The sequence below is a fragment of the Brevundimonas sp. ABV4_179 genome (assembly GCF_056311945.1).
In genome coordinates, this window is the sequence record NZ_CM149976.1 from 1,318,483 (window position 1) to 1,337,554 (window position 19,072).

17 protein-coding genes are annotated in these 19,072 nt (G+C 68.0%); 9 read left to right on the plus strand and 8 right to left on the minus strand.

The annotated features are described in order from the left end of the window. Positions 1-24 precede the first annotated feature (24 nt). Positions 25-3,111: an efflux RND transporter permease subunit gene (locus tag ACYX4P_RS06375; protein ID WP_248117742.1), complete on the minus strand. Its 3,087-nt coding sequence runs from the start codon at positions 3,109-3,111 to the stop codon at positions 25-27. A gap of 10 nt (positions 3,112-3,121) precedes the next feature. Further along, a complete protein-coding gene (locus ACYX4P_RS06380; protein WP_248117740.1) occupies positions 3,122-4,252 on the minus strand; it encodes an efflux RND transporter periplasmic adaptor subunit in 1,131 nt (376 codons plus the stop codon). Positions 4,253-4,446: 194 nt separating this feature from the next. Here ACYX4P_RS06380 and lepA point away from each other — a divergent pair, with 194 nt between their 5' ends. After that, a complete protein-coding gene (lepA, locus tag ACYX4P_RS06385) occupies positions 4,447-6,255 on the plus strand; it encodes a translation elongation factor 4 (RefSeq protein ID WP_087120456.1) in 1,809 nt (602 codons plus the stop codon). Positions 6,256-6,401: 146 nt separating this feature from the next. Here lepA and ACYX4P_RS06390 read toward each other — a convergent pair whose 3' ends face one another. Beyond that, positions 6,402-7,154, minus strand: a complete 753-nt coding sequence (locus ACYX4P_RS06390) for an SDR family oxidoreductase (RefSeq protein ID WP_248117738.1) — start codon at positions 7,152-7,154, stop codon at positions 6,402-6,404. A 110-nt stretch (positions 7,155-7,264) separates the two neighbouring features. Between ACYX4P_RS06390 and ACYX4P_RS06395 the strand changes: the two genes are divergently transcribed. The 3 genes from ACYX4P_RS06395 (at position 7,265) to ACYX4P_RS06405 (ending at position 9,350) form a co-directional block, all read left to right on the plus strand. Further along, on the plus strand, positions 7,265-7,669 hold the full coding sequence (locus tag ACYX4P_RS06395) for a winged helix-turn-helix transcriptional regulator (RefSeq protein ID WP_248117735.1): 405 nt from the start codon (positions 7,265-7,267) through the stop codon (positions 7,667-7,669). An 82-nt stretch (positions 7,670-7,751) separates the two neighbouring features. Next, a complete protein-coding gene (locus tag ACYX4P_RS06400; RefSeq protein ID WP_248117734.1) occupies positions 7,752-8,297 on the plus strand; it encodes a GbsR/MarR family transcriptional regulator in 546 nt (181 codons plus the stop codon). Between the two features lie 51 nt (positions 8,298-8,348). Beyond that, positions 8,349-9,350, plus strand: a complete 1,002-nt coding sequence (locus ACYX4P_RS06405) for an SRPBCC family protein (protein ID WP_248117732.1) — start codon at positions 8,349-8,351, stop codon at positions 9,348-9,350. Positions 9,351-9,352: 2 nt separating this feature from the next. On the opposite strand, the gene ACYX4P_RS06410 is transcribed toward ACYX4P_RS06405, so the two are convergent. Further along, entirely contained in the window at positions 9,353-9,682 is a 330-nt protein-coding gene (locus ACYX4P_RS06410) for a DUF1491 family protein (protein WP_248117727.1), read from the minus strand. Between the two features lie 55 nt (positions 9,683-9,737). Between ACYX4P_RS06410 and ACYX4P_RS06415 the strand changes: the two genes are divergently transcribed. Together ACYX4P_RS06415 and ACYX4P_RS06420 are read left to right on the plus strand one after the other, a co-directional pair. Further along, positions 9,738-10,598 (plus strand): hypothetical protein, encoded by an 861-nt coding sequence (locus ACYX4P_RS06415; RefSeq protein ID WP_313441358.1) that lies wholly within the window; start codon positions 9,738-9,740, stop codon positions 10,596-10,598. 42 nt (positions 10,599-10,640) lie between these two features. Then, positions 10,641-11,198 carry a hypothetical protein gene (locus ACYX4P_RS06420; protein WP_248117725.1) on the plus strand — a complete coding sequence of 186 codons (558 nt, stop codon included), beginning with the start codon at positions 10,641-10,643 and terminating at the stop codon, positions 11,196-11,198. Between the two features lie 10 nt (positions 11,199-11,208). Here the strand turns inward: ACYX4P_RS06420 and ACYX4P_RS06425 are convergent, their stop codons facing one another. Next, on the minus strand, positions 11,209-12,771 hold the full coding sequence (locus ACYX4P_RS06425; RefSeq protein WP_476070255.1) for a sensor histidine kinase: 1,563 nt from the start codon (positions 12,769-12,771) through the stop codon (positions 11,209-11,211). 299 nt (positions 12,772-13,070) lie between these two features. Between ACYX4P_RS06425 and ACYX4P_RS06430 the strand changes: the two genes are divergently transcribed. Continuing rightward, complete coding sequence (locus ACYX4P_RS06430; protein ID WP_248117723.1) at positions 13,071-13,514, plus strand: SufE family protein; 444 nt, start codon at positions 13,071-13,073, stop codon at positions 13,512-13,514. A gap of 3 nt (positions 13,515-13,517) precedes the next feature. On the opposite strand, the gene ACYX4P_RS06435 is transcribed toward ACYX4P_RS06430, so the two are convergent. After that, positions 13,518-15,614, minus strand: a complete 2,097-nt coding sequence (locus ACYX4P_RS06435) for a TonB-dependent receptor (RefSeq protein ID WP_248117722.1) — start codon at positions 15,612-15,614, stop codon at positions 13,518-13,520. Between the two features lie 48 nt (positions 15,615-15,662). Between ACYX4P_RS06435 and ACYX4P_RS06440 the strand changes: the two genes are divergently transcribed. Then, positions 15,663-16,892 (plus strand): acetyltransferase domain-containing protein, encoded by a 1,230-nt coding sequence (locus ACYX4P_RS06440; protein WP_248117721.1) that lies wholly within the window; start codon positions 15,663-15,665, stop codon positions 16,890-16,892. Here ACYX4P_RS06440 and ACYX4P_RS06445 read toward each other — a convergent pair. Together ACYX4P_RS06445 and ACYX4P_RS06450 are read right to left on the minus strand one after the other, a co-directional pair. Next, positions 16,889-17,608: a DUF6456 domain-containing protein gene (locus ACYX4P_RS06445; RefSeq protein WP_248117719.1), complete on the minus strand. Its 720-nt coding sequence runs from the start codon at positions 17,606-17,608 to the stop codon at positions 16,889-16,891. The two genes, ACYX4P_RS06440 and ACYX4P_RS06445, sit on opposite strands and share 4 nt — an antisense overlap. Beyond that, positions 17,605-17,958 carry a chromosomal replication initiator DnaA gene (locus ACYX4P_RS06450; protein ID WP_248117717.1) on the minus strand — a complete coding sequence of 118 codons (354 nt, stop codon included), beginning with the start codon at positions 17,956-17,958 and terminating at the stop codon, positions 17,605-17,607. Before ACYX4P_RS06450 ends, ACYX4P_RS06445 begins: the two co-directional genes overlap by 4 nt. Positions 17,959-18,332: 374 nt before the next feature. On the opposite strand from ACYX4P_RS06450, the gene ctrA reads away from it, so the two are divergent. Then, positions 18,333-19,034 carry a response regulator transcription factor CtrA gene (gene ctrA / locus ACYX4P_RS06455; RefSeq protein WP_135193504.1) on the plus strand — a complete coding sequence of 234 codons (702 nt, stop codon included), beginning with the start codon at positions 18,333-18,335 and terminating at the stop codon, positions 19,032-19,034. The last annotated feature ends 38 nt before the right edge of the window (positions 19,035-19,072 follow it).

The window sequence follows — 19,072 nt, forward strand, 5'->3', positions numbered from 1 at the left end:
CCGACCTCTCCTGAAGAGCGTCCCTTATTCCGTCGCACGCTTCGGCTTGGCCAGTTCGCGCTGGCCGGCCGTCCTGCGGCGCAGGATGCGGCGAGCGCCTTGGGCGAAGTCGTCGACGATGGTGAAGATGGCCGGGATGTAGAGCAGGCTGAGGAAGGTCGAGGAGATCAATCCGCCCAGCACGGCGATGGCCATGGGCGCGCGGAACTGGACGTCGGCGCCCACGCCCATGGCGATGGGCACCATGCCCGCCCCCATGGCGAAGGTGGTCATCAGAATGGGGCGGGCGCGCTTGTGCGCCGCGTCCAGTATGGCTTCGCGACGGGGCATTCCCTCCCGTTCGGCCATGATGACGTAATCGACCAGCAGGATGGAGTTCTTGGCCGCGATGCCCATCAGCATCAGCACCCCGATCAGGGCCGACATGGAGAAGTTGGCGCCCCCGATGGCCAGGGCGATGAAGGCGCCCCCAATGGCCAGGGGCAGGGCCGCCATGATGGTGATCGGATAGGCGAAGCTTTTGAACAGCAAGGTCAGCACCGCATACATCAGCAGCAGGCCCGCGGCGAAGGCGATGGCGAAGCCGGTCACCATTTCCTGAATGAACTCGGCGTCGCCGGCTGGCACCTGACGCACCCCGGCGGGCAGGTTCTTGACCGAGGGCAGGCGATTGACCGCCGCGCTGGCGGCGCCGGTCGTGGCGCCGTCCAGTTCGGCGCTGATGGAGGCGATCCGCGACCGGTCCTGGCGCGTGACCGTGGCGGGGCCGGCGCCGAAGCGGATGTCGGCGACGGCGCTCAGCGGCACCGAGGCGCCGTTGTTGGCCGGAACCCGCAGGTTCTCCAGCACCGTTAGGTCCTCGCGCGCCGCCTCGGTCAGTTGCAGGCGGATGGGAATCTGACGGTCGCCCAGATTGTATTTGGGCAGGTTCTGATCGACGTCGCCGATGGTGGCGACCCGAACCGCCTGCGAAATGGCGCCGGCTGAAACGCCCGCCAGGGCCGCCTCGTCGGGCCGCGGTGTGACCAGGATTTCCGGTCGCGCGATGGCGGCCGAGTTGACCACGTTCGCCAGGCCCGGAACGGTCCGCATCTCGGCCTCGACCTTGCGCGCCGCCGCGTTCAGGGCGTCGGGATTGTCGCTCAGAATCGAGAAGGTGTAGGTCGTGCCGTCGCCGGGACCGCCGCCCTGCTGGGCGATGCCGGCGCGGATGCGGGCGCCGGGGATCTTCTTCAGCTCATCCACCATGGCGCGGGCGAAGGCCTGCTGGCTCAGATCGCGGTCGCCCTTGGGCACCATGTCGGCATAGACATTGGCCTGGGTCACGTCCTGACCCCCGATGGCGGCATAGACCGACGTCACCTCGGGCCGGGCCTCGAGGGTGCGGGTCACCTGCTGCACCACCGCATCGGTCTGGCGCAGGGTCGCGCCGGGCGGCAGTTCGACCTGGAAGGCGGCGCGGGCGGTGTCGCCCGGCGACAGGAACTCGAACGACATCTTGGCCACGCCCGCCGTGACGATGGAGCCGACCAGGAACAGGATGCCCAGGACGAACACCTTCCAGCGATTGCCCAGCGACCAGCGCAGCGCCTTCAGATAGCCGCCCATCCAGAAGGGGTCCTTGTCCTCATGGTGGGTGTGTTTGAGGATATAGGCGGCCATCAGCGGCGTCAGGGTGCGCGCCACCAGCAGGGAGAAGACCACCGACACGCAGGCCGCTAGGGCGAAGGCCTTGAAGAACTGTCCGATGATGCCGGGCATGAAGCCCACGGGGGCGAACACGGCGACGATGGTGGCGGTGGTGGCCACGACCGCCAGGCCGATTTCGTCGGCCGCCTCCAGAGAGGCGTCATAGGGCGGTTTGCCGTCGCGCATGTGGCGGACGATGTTCTCGATCTCCACGATGGCGTCGTCGACCAGGATGCCGATGGTCAGCGACAGGGCCAGGAGCGTGACCACGTTCAGCGACTGGTCCATCGGCCCCAGGATGGCGAAGGTCGGGATCAGCGACATCGGCATGGCCGTCGCCGCGATGAAGGTCGCCCGCCAGTCGCGCAGGAAGATGAAGACGATGATGACCGCCAGAACGGCGCCCAGCAGCAGGGCCTCCAGCGAGGCCAGATAGGATTCCTCAATCTGTTCGACGCTGGCGGTGACCTGGCGGATGGTCAGTTCGGGATGGGCCTCGTTCAGGCGTTTGACCTCTTCGCGGACCTTGTCGGCGACCTTGACCTCGGAGGCGGTGCGCGAGCGCAGGAAGTTGAAGGTCACGGCCTCTTGGCCGTTGTAGCGGGCCAGGCGGCGCGGCTCGCTCCACTTGTCCTCGACCTTGCCCAGATCGGCCAGTCGCACCGTCTTGCCATCGCCCAGCGGCACCAGGGTGTCGCGCAGCTGTTCGACCGAGGTGGCCGAACCCAGGGTGCGGACGGACCGTTCGGACCCGGCGATGGTGACGCGCCCGCCCGGCAGGTTGTTGTTGACGTTGTTCAGGGCCTGGCTGACCTGAGCCGCCGTGACGCCATAGGCGGCCAGGCGCTGGGGATCCAGTTCGACCCGCATCTCGCGATCGACGCCGCCGGAGCGGTTGACCTGACCCACGCCGCCCAGCGCCAGCAGGGCGCGGCTGACGTCATTGTCGATGAACCAGCTGATTTCTTCCGGCGTCATGGTGGGCGAGCGCACGACATAGGTGATCAGGGCGTCGCCGGTGATGTCGATGCGCTGGACCGCCGGTTCCTGCATGTCCTGGGGCAGGCTGGCGCGCAGGCCGGTCATGGCGTTGCGCACGTCGTTGGTGGCCCGGTCGGTGTCGGTGCCCAGTTCGAACTCGATGGTCGTGGTCGAGACGCCGTCGGTGATGTTTGAGTTGATGTGGCGCACGCCCGACAGGCCGGCCAGCGAATCCTCGATCAGGCGCGTGACCTGCACCTCCATCTCCGCCGGGGCGGAGCCGGGACGGGCGGCGGTGACGGCGACCAGGGGGAAGTCGACGTCGGGGTTCTGATTGATCCGCATCCCCATGAAGCCGACCACGCCGCCGAGCGTCAGCAGCAGGAACAGCAGGATGATCGGAATGGGATTCTTGATCGCCCAGGACGACATCTGGTTCATGGCGTCGGTCCTACTTGGTCGCGGCGGGCGCGGCGGCAGCCGGCGCAGGGGCGCCCACGGCCGGTGCGACGTTGACGTGGTCGCCTTCGTTCAGGAAGCCCGCGCCGTCCACCACCACGCGCACGCCGGTGTTGACGCCCGACACCGCCGTCTGGGCGTCGGTGCGCGACAGGACCGTGATCGGGTGGAAATGAACCCTGTCGCCGTTCAGGACGAAGACGCCGGGCTTGTTCTCCCGGTACAGCACCGCCCCGGTCGGAACGGTGGTCGCCGGCTGGTCGCCCACGGCGATGTCGGCGCGCGCAAACATGCCGGGCCGCAGCTGGGTGCCGGGCGCCAGGGAGATGCGGGCCAGGCCCAGTCGGGTGGAAGCGTTGACCTCTGGCGTCACGATGCGGACGGAGCCGGTGGTCTGGCCGGCCTCGCTGGAGGTCACGGTCGCCGACTGGCCGGCGCGCACCAGGCCCAGCTCCGTCTCGGGCACCTGGGCGTCCAGCTCCAGCCGCCCGTCGCGGACCATGCGGAACAGTTCGGTTCCGGCCGCGATGATCTGGCCCTTGGTCACGCTGCGGCTGATGATCAGCCCGCCGACCGGCGCGCGGATGGTGGATTGGCTCAGCCGCGTCTGGGTTTCCGACAGGGCCGCGCGGGCGGCGGCCAGATTGGCCGTCGAGGACCGCTGATTGGCCAGTGCGGTGTCCAGCGACGCCTGGCTCAGGAAGCCGCGCGCCTTCAACTGCTGGGCGCGATCAAGCGCGGCGTCGTCGCGCGACACATTGGCCTGGGCCAGCTGGACCTGGGCCTGCTGCTGCTGAAGTTGGGCGCGCAGCAGGACGTCGTTCATCTGCACCAGCGGCTGACCCTGCCGGACGTAGGTTCCTTCGTCCACATAGACGGCGACGGCGGTCAGGCCGCCGGTCTCGGCCGCCACCGGCACCTCTTCCCAGGCCGACACGGTGCCGGACGCGGTCACGGTGCGGTTGAGGCTGGTCTGGGACACGGTGGCGACGCTGACGGTCTGGCGCGAACCGCCGGCCTTTTCTTCGGTCTTTTCCTCACCATGCCCGCCGCAACTCGCCAGCAGGAAGGCCGACAGGGCCATGGCGCCGACGTTGAGAGCGGTTCGGGTCGTCTTGGACACGGGGGATTTCCTCGGTTGCAGGCGAAGCGGATCGCCGGCTCGCGCCGGTTCTGGGGAAGGGCTGATGCATACCGCGTCAGGACAGTGTTCTCAAACGCGGAAGCGGTTTATTGCGAAGCTGTAATGTGACCCGACGCGCGACAGATCGGCCGTGCGTCTGGCCCCGCATGCTTACGCATGATAGGGGCGCGCGGATGACGACTCCTCCTATTTCGAACATTCGCAACTTCAGCGTGGTCGCGCATATCGACCACGGCAAGTCGACCCTGTCCGACCGGCTGATCCAGCACACCGGCGGCCTGACCGCGCGCGAGATGTCCGAACAGGTTCTCGACAACATGGAGATCGAGAAGGAACGGGGCATCACCATCAAGGCCCAGACGGTGCGCCTGACCTATCGGGCCAGGGACGGGCAGGACTACATCCTGAACCTGATGGACACGCCGGGCCACGTGGACTTCGCCTATGAGGTGTCGCGTTCGCTGGCCGCCTGCGAGGGCTCGCTGCTGGTCGTGGACGCCTCCCAAGGGGTCGAGGCCCAGACGCTGGCCAATGTCTATCAGGCCATCGACAACAACCATGAGATCGTGCCGGTCCTGAACAAGGTGGACCTGCCCGCCGCCGAGCCGGACCGGGTGCGCGCCCAGATCGAGGACGTCATCGGCATCGACGCCTCCGAAGCCGTCCTCGCCAGCGCCAAGTCAGGCATCGGCATCGAGGAGGTGCTGGAGGCCATCGTCACCAAGCTGCCGGCGCCCAAGGGGGATATCAATGCGCCGCTGAAGGCCATGCTGGTGGACGCCTGGTACGACCCCTATCTGGGCGTCGTCGTGCTGGTGCGGGTGTTCGACGGCGTGCTGAAGACCGGGATGCGGGTCAAGATGATGCGCAACGGCTCGACCCACCTGATCGACCGGGTCGGCGTCTTTCTGCCCAAGAACACGCCGGTCGACCAACTCGGCCCCGGCGAGGTCGGCTTCATCACCGCCCAGATCAAGGAAGTCGCCCACGCCGCCGTCGGCGACACTATCACCGACGAGAAGAAGCCGACGGCCGAGCCGCTGAAGGGGTTCAAGGAAGTCCAGTCGGTGGTCTTCTGCGGCCTGTTCCCGGTGGACGCCGCCGACTTCGAGGACCTGCGAGCCGCCATCGGCAAGCTGCGCCTGAACGACGCCTCCTTCACCTATGAGATGGAATCCAGCGCGGCGCTGGGCTTCGGCTTCCGCTGCGGCTTCCTGGGTTTGCTGCACCTGGAGATCATTCAGGAACGCCTCAGCCGCGAGTTCAACCTCGACCTGATCGCGACGGCGCCGTCGGTCGTGTACAAGATCGGCCTGCGCGACGGGACCGAGATGGACCTGCACAACCCGGCCGACCTGCCCGACGTGATGCAGATCGAGACCATCGCCGAACCCTGGATCAAGGCCACCATCCTGACGCCGGACGAATACCTCGGCGGCGTCATCAAGCTGTGCCAGGACCGTCGCGGCCAGCAGATCGAACTGTCCTACGTCGGCAACCGCGCCATGGTGGTCTATGAGCTGCCGCTGAACGAGGTGGTGTTCGACTTCTACGACCGGCTGAAGTCGATCTCCAAGGGCTATGCCTCGTTCGACTATGAGATCACCGAATACAAGGTCGGCGACCTGGTGAAGATGTCGATCCTGGTCAACGCCGAGCCGGTCGACGCCCTGTCCATGCTGGTCCACCGCGCCCGCGCCGAGACGCGCGGCCGGGGCATGGTCGAGAAGATGAAGGAACTGATCCCGCCGCACCTGTTCCAGATCCCGATCCAGGCGGCCATCGGCGGCAAGATCATCGCCCGCGAGACCGTGCGGGCGCTCCGCAAGGACGTGACATCCAAGTGTTACGGCGGCGACGCCACCCGCAAGAAGAAGCTGCTGGAAAAGCAGAAGGCCGGCAAGAAGCGGATGCGCCAGTTCGGCAAGGTCGAAATCCCGCAGGAAGCCTTCATCGCCGCCCTGAAGATGGACGAGGATTGAGGTTTTAACTTCCGCTCATCCCGGCGAACGCCGGGACCCTGGTCTTTGGCGTCGAATGGGGGGCGAATGACCACCGGCCTTCGGCCCACGCACTCTTCACCCGAAGCGCTTGGTTCCGGCTTTCGCAGGGATGAGCGGCCCGCAGCTCAATGCGCCCCGTTCAGCCGCTCGAACACCGCCTCATAGCCGTTCACCTCGGCGAACCGCAGGGGCTTGACCCGTTCGACCAGGATTTCGCCGCGCGGCGTATCCCCCCGCTCGATCAGGCCGATCACCTCGGCCGTATAGTCGGCCAGCGGCATGGAGTTGGGGTTCTCCGCATGGCCTGGCACGATGTCGGTGGCCACGGCGGGCGGGGCCAGCTCCAGCACCTCGACCGAGGTGTCGGCCAACTGATGCCGCAGCGACTGGGTCCAGGAATGGATCGCCGCCTTGGTGGCGTTATAGGTCGGCGTCGCCGTCAGGGGGATGAAGGCCAGGCCCGAGGTCACCGTCATCACCGTCGCCGTCGGCTGGGCCATCAGATGCGGCAGCAGCGCGGCCGTCAGGCGGATCGGCCCCAGCAGGTTGGTGGCGATGGTCGCCTCGACCGAGGCGAAGTCGAACGGCTGGGCCTTCAGGTCCTCGGCCTTCATGATCCCGGCGTTCAGGATGACGCCGTTCAGGGCGGGGTGATCCTTGACCACCTGGGCGCCGAAGGCGGCGACGGCGGCGGCGTCCTCCATGTCCAGCGTCGCCCAGGCCATGCCGGGATTGGCGGCCGCCGTCGCCTTCAGCACGTCTTCGCGACGGCCGGTGATGATGATCCGATTGCCGCGCGCGTGCAGCGCCTCGGCCAGGGCGCGGCCGATGCCCGTGCCGCCGCCGGTGATCAGCAGGGTGTTGTCGGTGATGTTCACGATCGTCTCCTCGGGGATGCGTCAGCGATGACGATGAGGTATGACCGTCACTCTCCAATCGAAAGTAGGCACTTGAAACCGCCCTACTTACCGTCTGGAAAGAAATGGCTATGACAACGCTTCCGCCCGCCAGAATCGCTCATCCCGAGACCGGAGAGGTCGCCGATCCGCGCGTCGAGGCCCTGGTCAACGACGTGATCGGCCGCGTCGCCGACAAATGGACCATGCTGATCCTGGAGGTCCTTGCCGAACACGGCGAGCAGCGCTTCACCCGCCTCGGCGGTCTGGTCGGCGGGATCAGCCAGAAGATGCTGACCCAGACCCTGCGTCAGATGGAGCGCGACGGCCTGGTCGTCCGCACCGTCCATCCCGTCATCCCGCCCAGGGTCGAATACCGCCTGACCGACCTGGGTTTCACCCTGGCCGAAGCCTTCTGCGGCGTCTGGATGTGGGCCGAAAAGAACATCGACCGCATCGAGGCGGCTCGGGCGGAGTTTGATGGGCGCAAGGGGTAGGGACGGTCGGCGCCCTCCGCACCTTGACAAAGACCAGTGTTTGTCGTCTATTTCTGTCATGACAGAAACAAGTGACCGATCCTTGCCGTTCGCCGTCGAACAGATCGTGCTGCGCTGGGGCGACCTGGGCGCCCAGTGGGGCGTCAATCGTTCGGTCGCGCAGATCCAGGCGCTGTTGTATCTCAGCGAGCAGCCGCTGACGGCTGAGGACATCGCCACGACCCTGGGGCTCGCCCGGTCGAATGTCTCCAACAGTCTGAAGGAACTGCTGAGCTGGAAGCTGATCCATCGGGTTCCGGTGCTGGGCGACCGTCGCGATCACTATCAGGCCGAAACCGATCTCTGGCAGATGGCCACCAAGGTCGCCCAGGGCCGCAAGGCGCGCGAGATCGACCCGATGGTGGCCGCCATCAACGAGGCCGTCGCCGGCGTCGACGCCCAGGGTTCCGGCGTCACCCCCGAGGTTCGCGCCCGGCTGGAGCGTCTGCAGGGCTTCGTCAACACCGTCGACGGCTGGTACCAGCAGATGCTGGACGTGCCGCCCGACACCCTGATGCGGCTGATCCGCATGGGGTCAAAGGTCGTCGGCCTGCTCAAGTTCGTCGGCAAGCAGGACCGAGGCGGATGATTCATTTGCCCTGCAATTTCTTTCTCTGCAGAAACAACTGACGGGGCCGTCATGACCCAGAAAGACCCCCAGATTTCCATCGCCCGCAGACGTCTGCGCGGACGCCTCCTTTCGGGCTTCGCCCTGGCCCTGGCCATCGCGTTCAGCGCCTTTGTCCTGTTTTCGGCGTCGCGGGCAGGTTCGATCTGGTTCGCCAGCGTATGGTTTCTGGCCCTGTTGCCGGCCGTCCTGTGCGCGCTGATCTGCTACATCGGCGACCCGGACAAGACCCGGTCGATCGGCTTCTACTGGCTGGCGCCCGTGATTTTGGGCGTGATCGTCTGTCTGGCTTCGGCCTTCATCCTGCATGAAGGCGTCATCTGCATCGTCATGCTGTCGCCGGTCTGGCTGCTCAGCGGCTGGGCGGGCGCGCTCATCATGCGCTCGCAGCGTCATCGCCGTGGCGGGACGCTGCAGTCCAGTTTCCTGATCATTCCCCTGGCGGCGGCGATGGTGGAGGCGCAGCTGCCCATGCCGCACGAAGCCGTTTCGCTGAGCCGCACCGTCGTGGTCCGCGCCGCGCCCGAGGACATCTGGCCCTATGCGGTGTCCAGTCGCGACATCGGCGAACAGGAGGGGCGCTGGACCATCACCCACAATATCCTGGGCATCCCTCGCCCGAAGGAATCCACCGTCGTCGGGACCGGCGTGGGGGCGGTGCGGACGGCCTATTGGGGTGATCACGTCAACTTCCAGGAACGCATCGTCGCCTGGGCGCCGGGCCGCAAACTGGGTTGGGACTTCAACTTCACCAACAGTTCGGTGCAGGACTATACCGACAAGCATATTTCGCCGGATGGCGAGTTCCTGAAGATCGAGTCCGGCGATTACGTCCTGCGCCCGATCTCGCCCGGCCTGACCGAAGTGACCCTGACGACCCGCTACATCGCCAAGACCCACGTCAACGCCTACGCCAAACTATGGGGCGAACTGATGATGGGCGACATTCAGGCCAACGTGCTCACCATCATCAAGACACGGGCCGAGCGCGACGCGCAGCGCGGCCGGGCCTGAGCTCAGGCCTGCACCGTCTCGGTGATGAAATGCCGGCCTTGCCGGTCCTCGATCTCCACCACCCACAGGTCGGGGTCATACCCGCGCTGGCGGGCGATATAGGCGTCCAGTTCGTTTTCGCTGTCGGACGTGACGGGCTGGATCCACAGGCGGTCGCCGTCGGTTCCGAAGGCTTCGGTGTAGAGGCGGGCGGTGCGGGTGGAGGTGTCGTAGGCCTTGACGATGACCGAGCCGGCGCGGTCGTCGCCCTTGTTGACCACGGTCGCATAGGCGCCCTCGATCTGGGCGCGGCGGATCAGGGCGCTGACCCAAAGGTCGCTGGAAAGAAGCAATTCGCTAACCCTGCTCGAACACGGAACCCCAACGCTGAGCCGCTAGGGTCGAGGCATGAGGATAGGCCTTTCCCCCCGGCGGACCCAAGCCCTGATGTCGGCGCTGCTGATCGCGGCGACGCCCGTCGCCGCTATGGCCGCGCCACAGGACCGCTATTATGAGCGCAGCTTCGTGCTGGCCGCCAACGACCGCTGCGGTCTGTTCGAGCCGCAACTGACCGCCGCCCTGACGGCCGCCGCCTATCAGGCGCGGGGCGCGGCCCTGCGGGCGGGCGCCAACGACCGGCAACTGGCCGAGACGGCCCAGCGGGCGCGGGCGCGGGCGGTCACCACGCCCTGCGGCTCGGCTGATCTGAAGACGGTTCAGGGCCGGGTGCAGACCGCCTTCTCCGGCTGGTCGCGCACCATGCGGATGCAGTTTCCCGGCGACCGCAGGGGCTGGAGCGCCGACCGCGCCGCCTATGCGCGCCCGACCTGGCGGCTGATGCAGGCGACCGTGACCGGCGCCTCGCCCGTGCGGTTCGGCATGGTGGGCGGCATGGACCGGCCCGACCAACTGGCCGCCGTGGTGTCCTGGCAGGGGCGGTCGCGCCCGACCGGCGTTCGGATCGTGATGCGCGACGCCGACGTGGCGCCGCGCCCGTGGCTGGCGCAGGGTCTGCCCCCCGCGGTCCAGCGCCGCGCCTTCTGGGCCGCGGGCACGCAGGCGGCCGACCGCACCCTGCTGTCCGAGGGCCGCGCGGACGGTCAGGCCTGGCTGTTCCCCGCCGAAGCCGCCGACGCCCTGTCGCGGCTGGACCCGCGCGAGGTCTTCACCGTCGAGTTCGTCTTCCGCGACGGCAGCATCGCCCGCTCCACCTTCGAAGCCGGCGACTTCGCGGCGGGCCGCGCCTTCTTGGCGATGGGGCGGGTTTAGGTTCGGCTTGTCGGCGTTCGCCTGACGTGCGTCTTTCGCACCATGCGCCAGATGCTGTCAGTCGCCGCCGTCTTCATCCTGGCCTCGGCCTGCTCCAAGGAGGATCGGCCGCCCCCGCCTGTGAGAGTTGTCGCCAAGCCGGACTTCGACCGCGAATACCTTTGGGACCAGGCCCCCGCGACGTGGGCGAGTGCGCCGACCCTGGTGATCGCTAAAAGAGACAGTCTTTACCCGACGGTGCCCGACGCCGAGCTGCTGCTGACCTGCGAAGCCGACGGAAGTTTGCATGTGCGGGGCGACGCCTACGGTTTTGCGACCGACCTGGGCGGTCCTCCGCAACTGCTGCCGATGTTCGGGCTTCGAAGCCCGGGTGTCTCGCTGTTGGGCGAGCCCGTCTGGGAGTACGGCGGCTTCGACATGTTCGCCTCCTACCGGCTGCATCCGTCCAGGAGCGAGCTGGCCGCCTTGCTGGGTGGAGCCTGGTTCGAGATCGGCGAGCGATTTGCGGATGGCGACGGCGCCATCCGATACCCGCCGCCGCCTGCCGAACTGACGCATCGGTTCATGCAGCGTTGCGACAAGGTGCGCGAGGCCGGATAAAAGCCGCCGGTCAGGTCTCGGCGAGGATGCGAGGGGGCGTCGCCTTGGGCTGTTCGGCGCCCACCATCACCGGCAACCGGATCAGCACCGCCGCGCCCTCGCCCAGGGTGCTGTCGATGGTCATGCGGCCGCCGTGCAGTTCGGTCAGGCTGCGGACCAAGGACAGGCCCAGGCCCGTGCCTTGGGCCTTCTGGTCGGCGCCGCCGGCCTGTTCGAAGGGGCGGCCCAGGCGTTTCAGGTCTTCGGGGGCGATGCCGACGCCGGTGTCCGACACCGCCAGTTCCAGGTCCGGGCCGTCCGCGTCCAGCGTCAGGGTGACGGAGCCGCCGGCCGGGGTGAACTTGACCGCATTGGACAGCAGGTTCAGCGCCATCTGCTTCAGGGCGCGGGCGTCGGCGCGCACCTTCAGCGGTTCGGCCGACAGGACGGCGGCCAGATCCACGCCCTTGTCGTCGGCCTGCAGCCGGACCAGGGCGACGGCGGCCGATACGGCGTCGCGCGCGTCGAACTCGGCGACGGCCAGCTGATAGCGTTCGGCCTCGATCTTGGACAGGTCCAAGACGTCGTTGATCAGGTCCAGCAGGTGGCCGCCCGCCTGGTGGATGGCGTCGGCGTAACCGGCGTAGCGGTCGGGCAGGGGGCCGAACAGGCGCTGGCGCATGATGTCGGCGAAGCCCAGAACGGCGTTCAGCGGCGTGCGCAGTTCGTGGCTCATATTGGCCAGGAAGCGGGTCTTGCCGGCGGACTGGGCCTCGGCCTCGACGCGGGCGGTCTCCAGCCCCAGTTCGCGGGCGAACTGGGCCGTGCCGTCGAACGCCTGGGCGATCAGGCGGGGGCGGCTGGCGGCCGGATCATGGAAGGGCGCCACGATCAGGATGACGCGGCGGTCCAGGGCGCTGCGCGGGCTGAACTGCACCTCGGCCGGCTGGCCCGACAGGGCGCGCGACAGGGCGGCGGCGACGGCCGGCCGGTCGGGCGCGTGGGCGCTGGCCACCAGCCCCTGGTCGATCAGGGCCGGAACCGACAGGGCGGGCGGGGCGGCGCCCCAGGTCGCGACCGCATGGCCCGACGGCTCCAGCAGAAGGGTCAGGCCGGGCTGGTCGTGCAGCAGGGCGGCGATGCGGTCGGCCTGGTCCTGCGCCTCGATCAGCCGCAGCCGCCGCTGGCCCCAGGTCAGGCGAAGGGCCGATCCCACGGCGCCCAGGGCCAGGAAGGCCGAGGCGGCGGCCAGCAGCGGTTCTTGCGCCTCCGGCCCGTTCAGCCAACTGGACGTCAGGCCGCTGAACAGCGGCGGCAGCAGGCCGCCCACCCCCAGCCAGGTCAGGCCGTCGCGGCCGTTCCGTTCGTGATCCAGGGCCACCCCGGCCGCCAGCGGCAGGACGACCAGGCCCGGCAGGGCGCCGGTGACGCCCCCGGTCAGGCCCGCCGCCGCCGTCGCCGCGACCATCCAGGCGACCATGATCGTCAGGCGCAGCGCCAGGGTGTCGCGCACCATCAGCGCCACCCCCAGCACTCCGGGCAGGGCCATGGTCAGCAGCGCCGCCAGCGGCCCGTTATGCAGGCTGCCCGCCATCTGGGCCGACAAGGCCGTCAGGCTGACCGCCACGGCCCAGACGGCGTGCCACAGCGCCACCAGCGGCGCGCCCGTCTGGGCGTCTTGCGGCGGCGGGCGCGGGTCGTCCTGGAAGCGGTGGCGAGGGAAGGGTGTCAATCGGTCGGGCCGGTGTTCTGTCTGATCCCAGATTAGTCCCCGCCTTGAGTCGGTGCGAGGCCGCTCCCCCCTCAGGCGAACCCCATGGCGGCGTTCACCATGAATATCCGGGGACAAAACGGCCGGTTGTCGTTAACGGCCGGGCGGCCTATCCAGCGCCCATGACCGCAAGCGCCCGCACGCCCCCGACCGAAAGCCTGGATCAGACTCTGGCCGAACTGGCCGAGGATTTCGACCTGCTGGGCGATTGGGAGCAGCGGATCGAATATGTGATCGAACTGGGCAAGGGGCTGGCTCCGCTGGACGAGGCCGACCGTGTCGAGGCCAACAAGGTGCCGGGCTGCGCGGCCCAGGTATGGCTGGCCGTGATGGCTGCGGACGGCCGCCTGTGGTTCGCCGCCGACAGCGACAGCGCCCTGTCCAAGGGCAATATCGCCCTGTTGCTGAAACTGTATTCCGGGCGCACGCCGTCCGAAATCCTGGCCTTCGACTCCAGGGCCGCCCTGGACCGCCTGGGCCTGCCCTCGGCCCTGACCCGCCAGCGCGCCAACGGCCTGAACAGCATGGTGGGGCGGATCAGGGAGGCGGCGCTGGCGGCGGGGTGAAGGTTACAGCGCGACCCTCAGCGAGGCGCGCACGCTGCGCGGCGCGCCGGGGAAGATCCACAGGGCGCTGTAGGAGCTGGCGGCGTATCGCTCGTCGAACAGGTTGTCGACCTCGACCCGCGCCGTGACCTGGCGGGTCAGCCCATAGTCCAGCGCCGCCTTGGCCTTCCAGTAGGCGGGCAGTTCGGGCGCGCCCAGCGCCAGACCGCCGGCCCGCTCGCCGACATAGGATGCGCCGGCCATGAAGGACCAGTCCGTGCCGTGCGGGGTGGCGAACCGGCCGATCACGAACAACGAACCCGAGTGTTCGGGCACGTTCAGCACGGCGTCGCTGGCGAACCGGCTGTCGTCGGCCTTGGCGTCGGTCCAGCTGTAGTTGGCGACCACCTGCCAAGCGTTGTCGATCTTCAGCGACCCGTCCAGCTCGATCCCTCGCGTGGTCAGCTTGCCGACTGGCGCCAGGTAGTTGCCGGGATCCAGAACAGTCGAGTCATAGGGTTCGGTGGTCAAGATGTTCGACTTCTCGATGTCGAAGACAGTGGCGGCGAGGTCCAGTCCCTCCCAGGCGCCGGCCAGGCCGATCTCATAGCCCTGGCCCTTTTCGGGCGCGAAGCCCGCGCCGTTGCGGCCCGTGCCTGAGTTCAGCACGAACGACCGGCCATAGCTGGCGTGGGCGGTGATGGTGTCGGTCAGGCGGTATCGGGCGGCGAAGCGATAATCGAACGGCGTGTCCGCCGCCTCACCCAACGCGCCGGTGCGATTGTTGCGGATGCTCTGGCTGTAGTCGTCCAGCCGCAGGCCCGCCGACAGGCTCAGGCGGTCGTTCACCTCCCACAGGTCCTGGGCGTACAGGGTCACGACCTCGCGCGTCTCCAGATTGTCGGTGAAGGGCAGGGGCGCGGGCGCCGGAACCGCGCCATAGACCGGGTTGAAGACATTGATCGGATAGGGGTTGGCCGCCGTCGGATTGATCCGCAGCCACTTCTCTCCATAGGTCAGCTTGTAGCCCTTGAGCCCGAAGGCGAGGTTGTGGACGCCCAGGCCGGTCGCGACCGCGCCGTTCAACTCCAGCCGCGCCGACAGGTCCTCGACGCTGAAGTCGCGGCCCCGACGCTGGCGCCACAGCTGATCGTCGACCAGGCGCGACTGATCGCTGGACAGGCCACGCAGCGAGCCGCCGCGCCAGGCGATCCCGCCGTTCAGGCTCCAAGCGCCGTTCAGGGCGTATTCGCCCGTGATTTGATGCCGTTCGTTGCGGAACCGGGTCTGGCCGTCGCCCGGCTCGCCGTAGTAGTTCGATTCCGGCAGGGCCAGGGCGTCGCCTTTGATCGCGGGCATCCCCCGGTCGAACAAGGTGGTGAAAGTGGTGAACTCTCCCACATAGGTCAGGCGCAGATCGGCGTTGGGCCGCCAGGTCAGGGACGGCGCGACCACGGTGCGGTCCAGGCCGACATGATCGCGCCAGCCCGTGCTGGTCTCGCCCGCCAGGACGATCCGCCCGGCCAGTTCCTCGGTGATCGGGCCGGTCAGGTCCAGTTCGCCGCGTCTCAGACCGAAGGACCCGACGGTTCCGGTGAAGACGGCGGCGGTCGCGAACTTGGGCGTCTTGGACACCAGATTGATGCGGCCCGCCGGATCGATGTCGCCGAACAGGGCGCCGGACGGGCCCTTCAGCACCTCGATCCGTTCGGCCGTGACCGGGTCGCGGGGCGGGGCCATGCCGCGATTGGCCAGGAAGCCGTCAACGTAATATTCCGCCCCGCCGTCCGGCGTGCCGAGGAAGCCGCGGATGGCGAAATTGTCCATCACCCCGCCGCGGTTGTTCTGCTGACTGACGCCGCTGACCAGCTCCAGGGCGTCGACCAGGCGGGTGGCGCCGACGGCCAGGATCAGGTCGTTCTCGATCGAGCGGCTGGACGGGGACATGGTCTGGGTGTCGCGCCCGGCGCCCAGGGTGCGGTCGCGCGGCGCCGTGCGACGGCCCAGGACGACGATTTCGCCCAGGGCGGCCGGTTCGACAGCCGCCTCCGGCGCAGGGGCGACAGGCGGTTGGGCGGCGGCCAGCAGGCAGGCGCCGGCGCAGCTCGAAAGCAGGGACAAGTCAGGCTCCGTTTGAAACGTTATACTATATCGGCTATCCGCTCGGGCATGACGCTGTCAACCGCCGCAACGCTTTCGCCTTCCGCCCCGCGCCGCGCCGTGGCCCGATCCCGCGCCGCCGCCGGCGTCGGGGCGCGCATCCGCTCCATCGACGCCCTGCGGGGACTGGTGATCCTGCTGATGCTGGTCGATCATGCGCGGGAGTTCTTCTTCATTCACGCCCAGGTCTTGGACCCGATGGACGTGTCGGCGACGACGCCCGGCCTGTTCTTCACCCGGCTGTCGGCCCACCTGTGCGCTCCGGTTTTCGTCGCCCTGACGGGACTGGCGGCCTGGCTCTATGCGGACAAGACCGCGGCGGGCGGGAACCGGGCGCGGGCCGCCTCGGGCTTTCTGCTGAAGCGCGGCCTGTTCCTGGTGGCGCTGGAGCTGACGGTGGTCAGTTTCGCCTGGACCTTCTCCCTGACGCCGCAGACCATCTATCTGCAGGTGATCTGGGTCATCGGCCTGTCGATGATCGCCCTGGCGGGTCTGGCGCATCTGCCGCGCCCGGCCCTGATCGCGGTGGGCCTGGCGATCGTGCTGGGCCACAATCTGCTTGACGCGATCAGCGTTCAGCCGGGTCAGCCGGGCCATGCGATCTGGGCCATCCTGCACGACCGGGGCTTCATCGACCTGTCCGGGTTGGGACTGGGGGTCGAACAGGCCCGGACCTCCTATCCGTTGCTGCCGTGGATCGGCGTCATCGCCCTGGGCTACGGGGTCGGTCCCTGGTTCGCGGGGGCGCAAGCCGCGCGCCTGAAGCGTCTGGCGGCGACCGGCCTTTCGGCCCTGGCCCTGTTCGCGGTCCTTCGCGCGATCAACCTGTATGGCGATCCGACGCCTTGGGCCGTGCAGGCGACGCCCTTGCAGACGGCGATGAGCGTGCTGAACCTGACCAAATATCCGCCGTCGGCCGATTTCATCCTGCTGACCCTGGGTGGTGGCGCCCTGCTGCTGGCGGGGCTGGAGCGGGCGTCGGATCGGCTGGTCGGTCTATTGGCCGTGTTCGGCGCGGCCCCGCTGTTCTTCTATCTGATCCACCTCTACGGCCTGCATATGCTGCAACTGGCGGCGCTGGCGGTGTTCGGGGCCAATCAGGGCGATGGGTTCGCGGTGCCGGGCGTGGGCTGGCTCTGGGCGCTGGCGGCCGTCGTCGCCCTCCCGTGCTGGTTCGCCTGCCGCTGGTTCGGCCGGATCAAGCGGACCAGCGGCCAGCCCTGGATGAAATACCTCTAGACCCCGATGCCATAATGTTCGGCCAGGGCCTGGAGTGCGTGTTTCAGCACCGTCTTGCCCTGGCGGCGACGCAGGCCCAGCCCGGTTTCGGCCAGTTGCAGGCTGTCGCCATGGATGCAGATGCGGTTCAGCATCGGACGCAGGCGCGGGCCGACCGCCGCCAGCGCCGCCTCCACCCGACGCCCGGCCGACAGGGCGCGGTCGCTGGGCTCCAGCCGCGCGGCGGTTCCGGCGCCGGACGTCGGCAGGGCGTCCCAGCGCATGGTCAGGGACGGGCCGCGCAGGGCGAACTCGGCTTCGCGCCGCAGACGCTCCCCCGCCGCCGCCTCGGCCGGCGTCAGCCAGGGGCGGCCCGAGACGTCCTTTCGCCGCGCCAGCCAGGCGATGGGGCTTTCGCCCAGATTGGCCGCCCGTCGCGCCACCCGACCGTCGGGCTGGATCAGGTCCCGTTCGCCCAGGACCATGCCCGGTCGGCCGGGCGGAGGCGAAGCCGCCGTCTCTCCCTCGGGCCGGGCCTGCCAGCCGCCGCCGGGCCGCGCGCGCAGACCGGGCCTTTCGATCAGGGCGCGGAACTCGGCCTCGTTCAGCGTCAGGCTGATCCGACTGCGCCGATCCGCCGACAGCCGCAGCGCATAGCCGTCGCCGTCGCCGCTGGGGGCCAGCCAGGCGTCGGGGCGGTTCATCAGGCTGCGCGCCCGCTCCACGATGCGGCTCATCGGGCCAGGTCCATTACGGGCGGCTGATACAGGGTCTGGATGCAGGTCTCCAACTCGCTCAGCAGATCGTCGACCGGCCGGCGTTCGCGTTCGTCCTCGACCCAGCGACAGGCGGCCCCGGCGCTGGCCCGATTGACGCCGAAGACGTGGCTGACCCGCTCCAGCGTCCAGCCGAAGGCGATGTGCGACAGATACATGGCCAGCCAGCGCGGACGGGCCATGCGCGGATTCATCCGGCCCTTTCCCATCATCTGCGACGGCAGGGCCCCGGTGCGCACGGCGACCAGATGCACGGCCAGCCCGGCCTTGATCCGGTCCTCCTCGCTGACCGGCACGATATACTCCTCCACGGCGAACGCCTCCCTGTTCTTCTGAACTCCGACGCCGACACCATAAGGCGTCCCGACATCGTGGTAGGAATAAAAACCTATTCGACGTCAAAATCGGTCGTGGCGCCTTAACCGCCTTGAGGTTGTGAGATGGGCGATGCGCTGGATAGCGGCGGGCGTCGTTCACGTCCCGCGTGGCTTGGCTGGGAACATGGTTAATAAATTTCGAATCGTTGACTCCGGCTACTCGACGGCGATTCGCAAATCAGCCTAGATTCGACTCAATCGAATGACGTTAACCCTTCTTAAGGTTTTCACGTCTTAACCTGCGAACAAGGTTACCCCGGCCGTGCGTCAGGGTGGTTACCGCAAAGCTATGGCCTGGAGGGGCACGAATGCGCGTCCTGTTGATTGAAGACGATCACGCAACTGCCCAAAGCATCGAACTGATGCTGAAGTCGGAAGGCTTCAACGTCTACACGACCGACCTGGGCGAAGAAGGCATCGATCTGGGCAAGATCTATGACTACGACCTCATTCTTCTTGACCTGAACCTGCCGGACATGAGCGGCCTTGAGGTCCTGCGCCAGCTGCGCGTGGGCAAGGTCAACACCCCCGTCATGATCCTGTCGGGCAGCCACGAGATCGAAACCAAGGTCAAGACCTTCGGCGGCGGCGCCGACGACTACATGACCAAGCCCTTCCACAAGGACGAGCTGATCGCGCGCACCCACGCCGTGGTCCGCCGCTCCAAGGGCCACGCCCAGGCCATCATCCACACTGGTGAGATCGCCGTGAACCTGGACGCCAAGACGGTCGAGGTGAACGGTCACCGCGTGCATCTGACCGGCAAGGAATACCAGATGCTGGAGCTGCTCTCCCTGCGCAAGGGCACGACCCTGACCAAGGAAATGTTCCTGAACCACCTGTACGGCGGCATGGACGAGCCCGAGCTGAAGATCATCGACGTCTTCATCTGCAAGCTGCGCAAGAAGCTGGCCACCGCCGCCGACGGCAAGCATTACATCGAAACCGTCTGGGGCCGCGGCTACGTCCTGCGCGACCCGTCCGAGAGCGTCGTCACCGTCGCCGCCTGATCGTTTTTCGATCTGCCGATTTCGAAACGCCCGCCGGA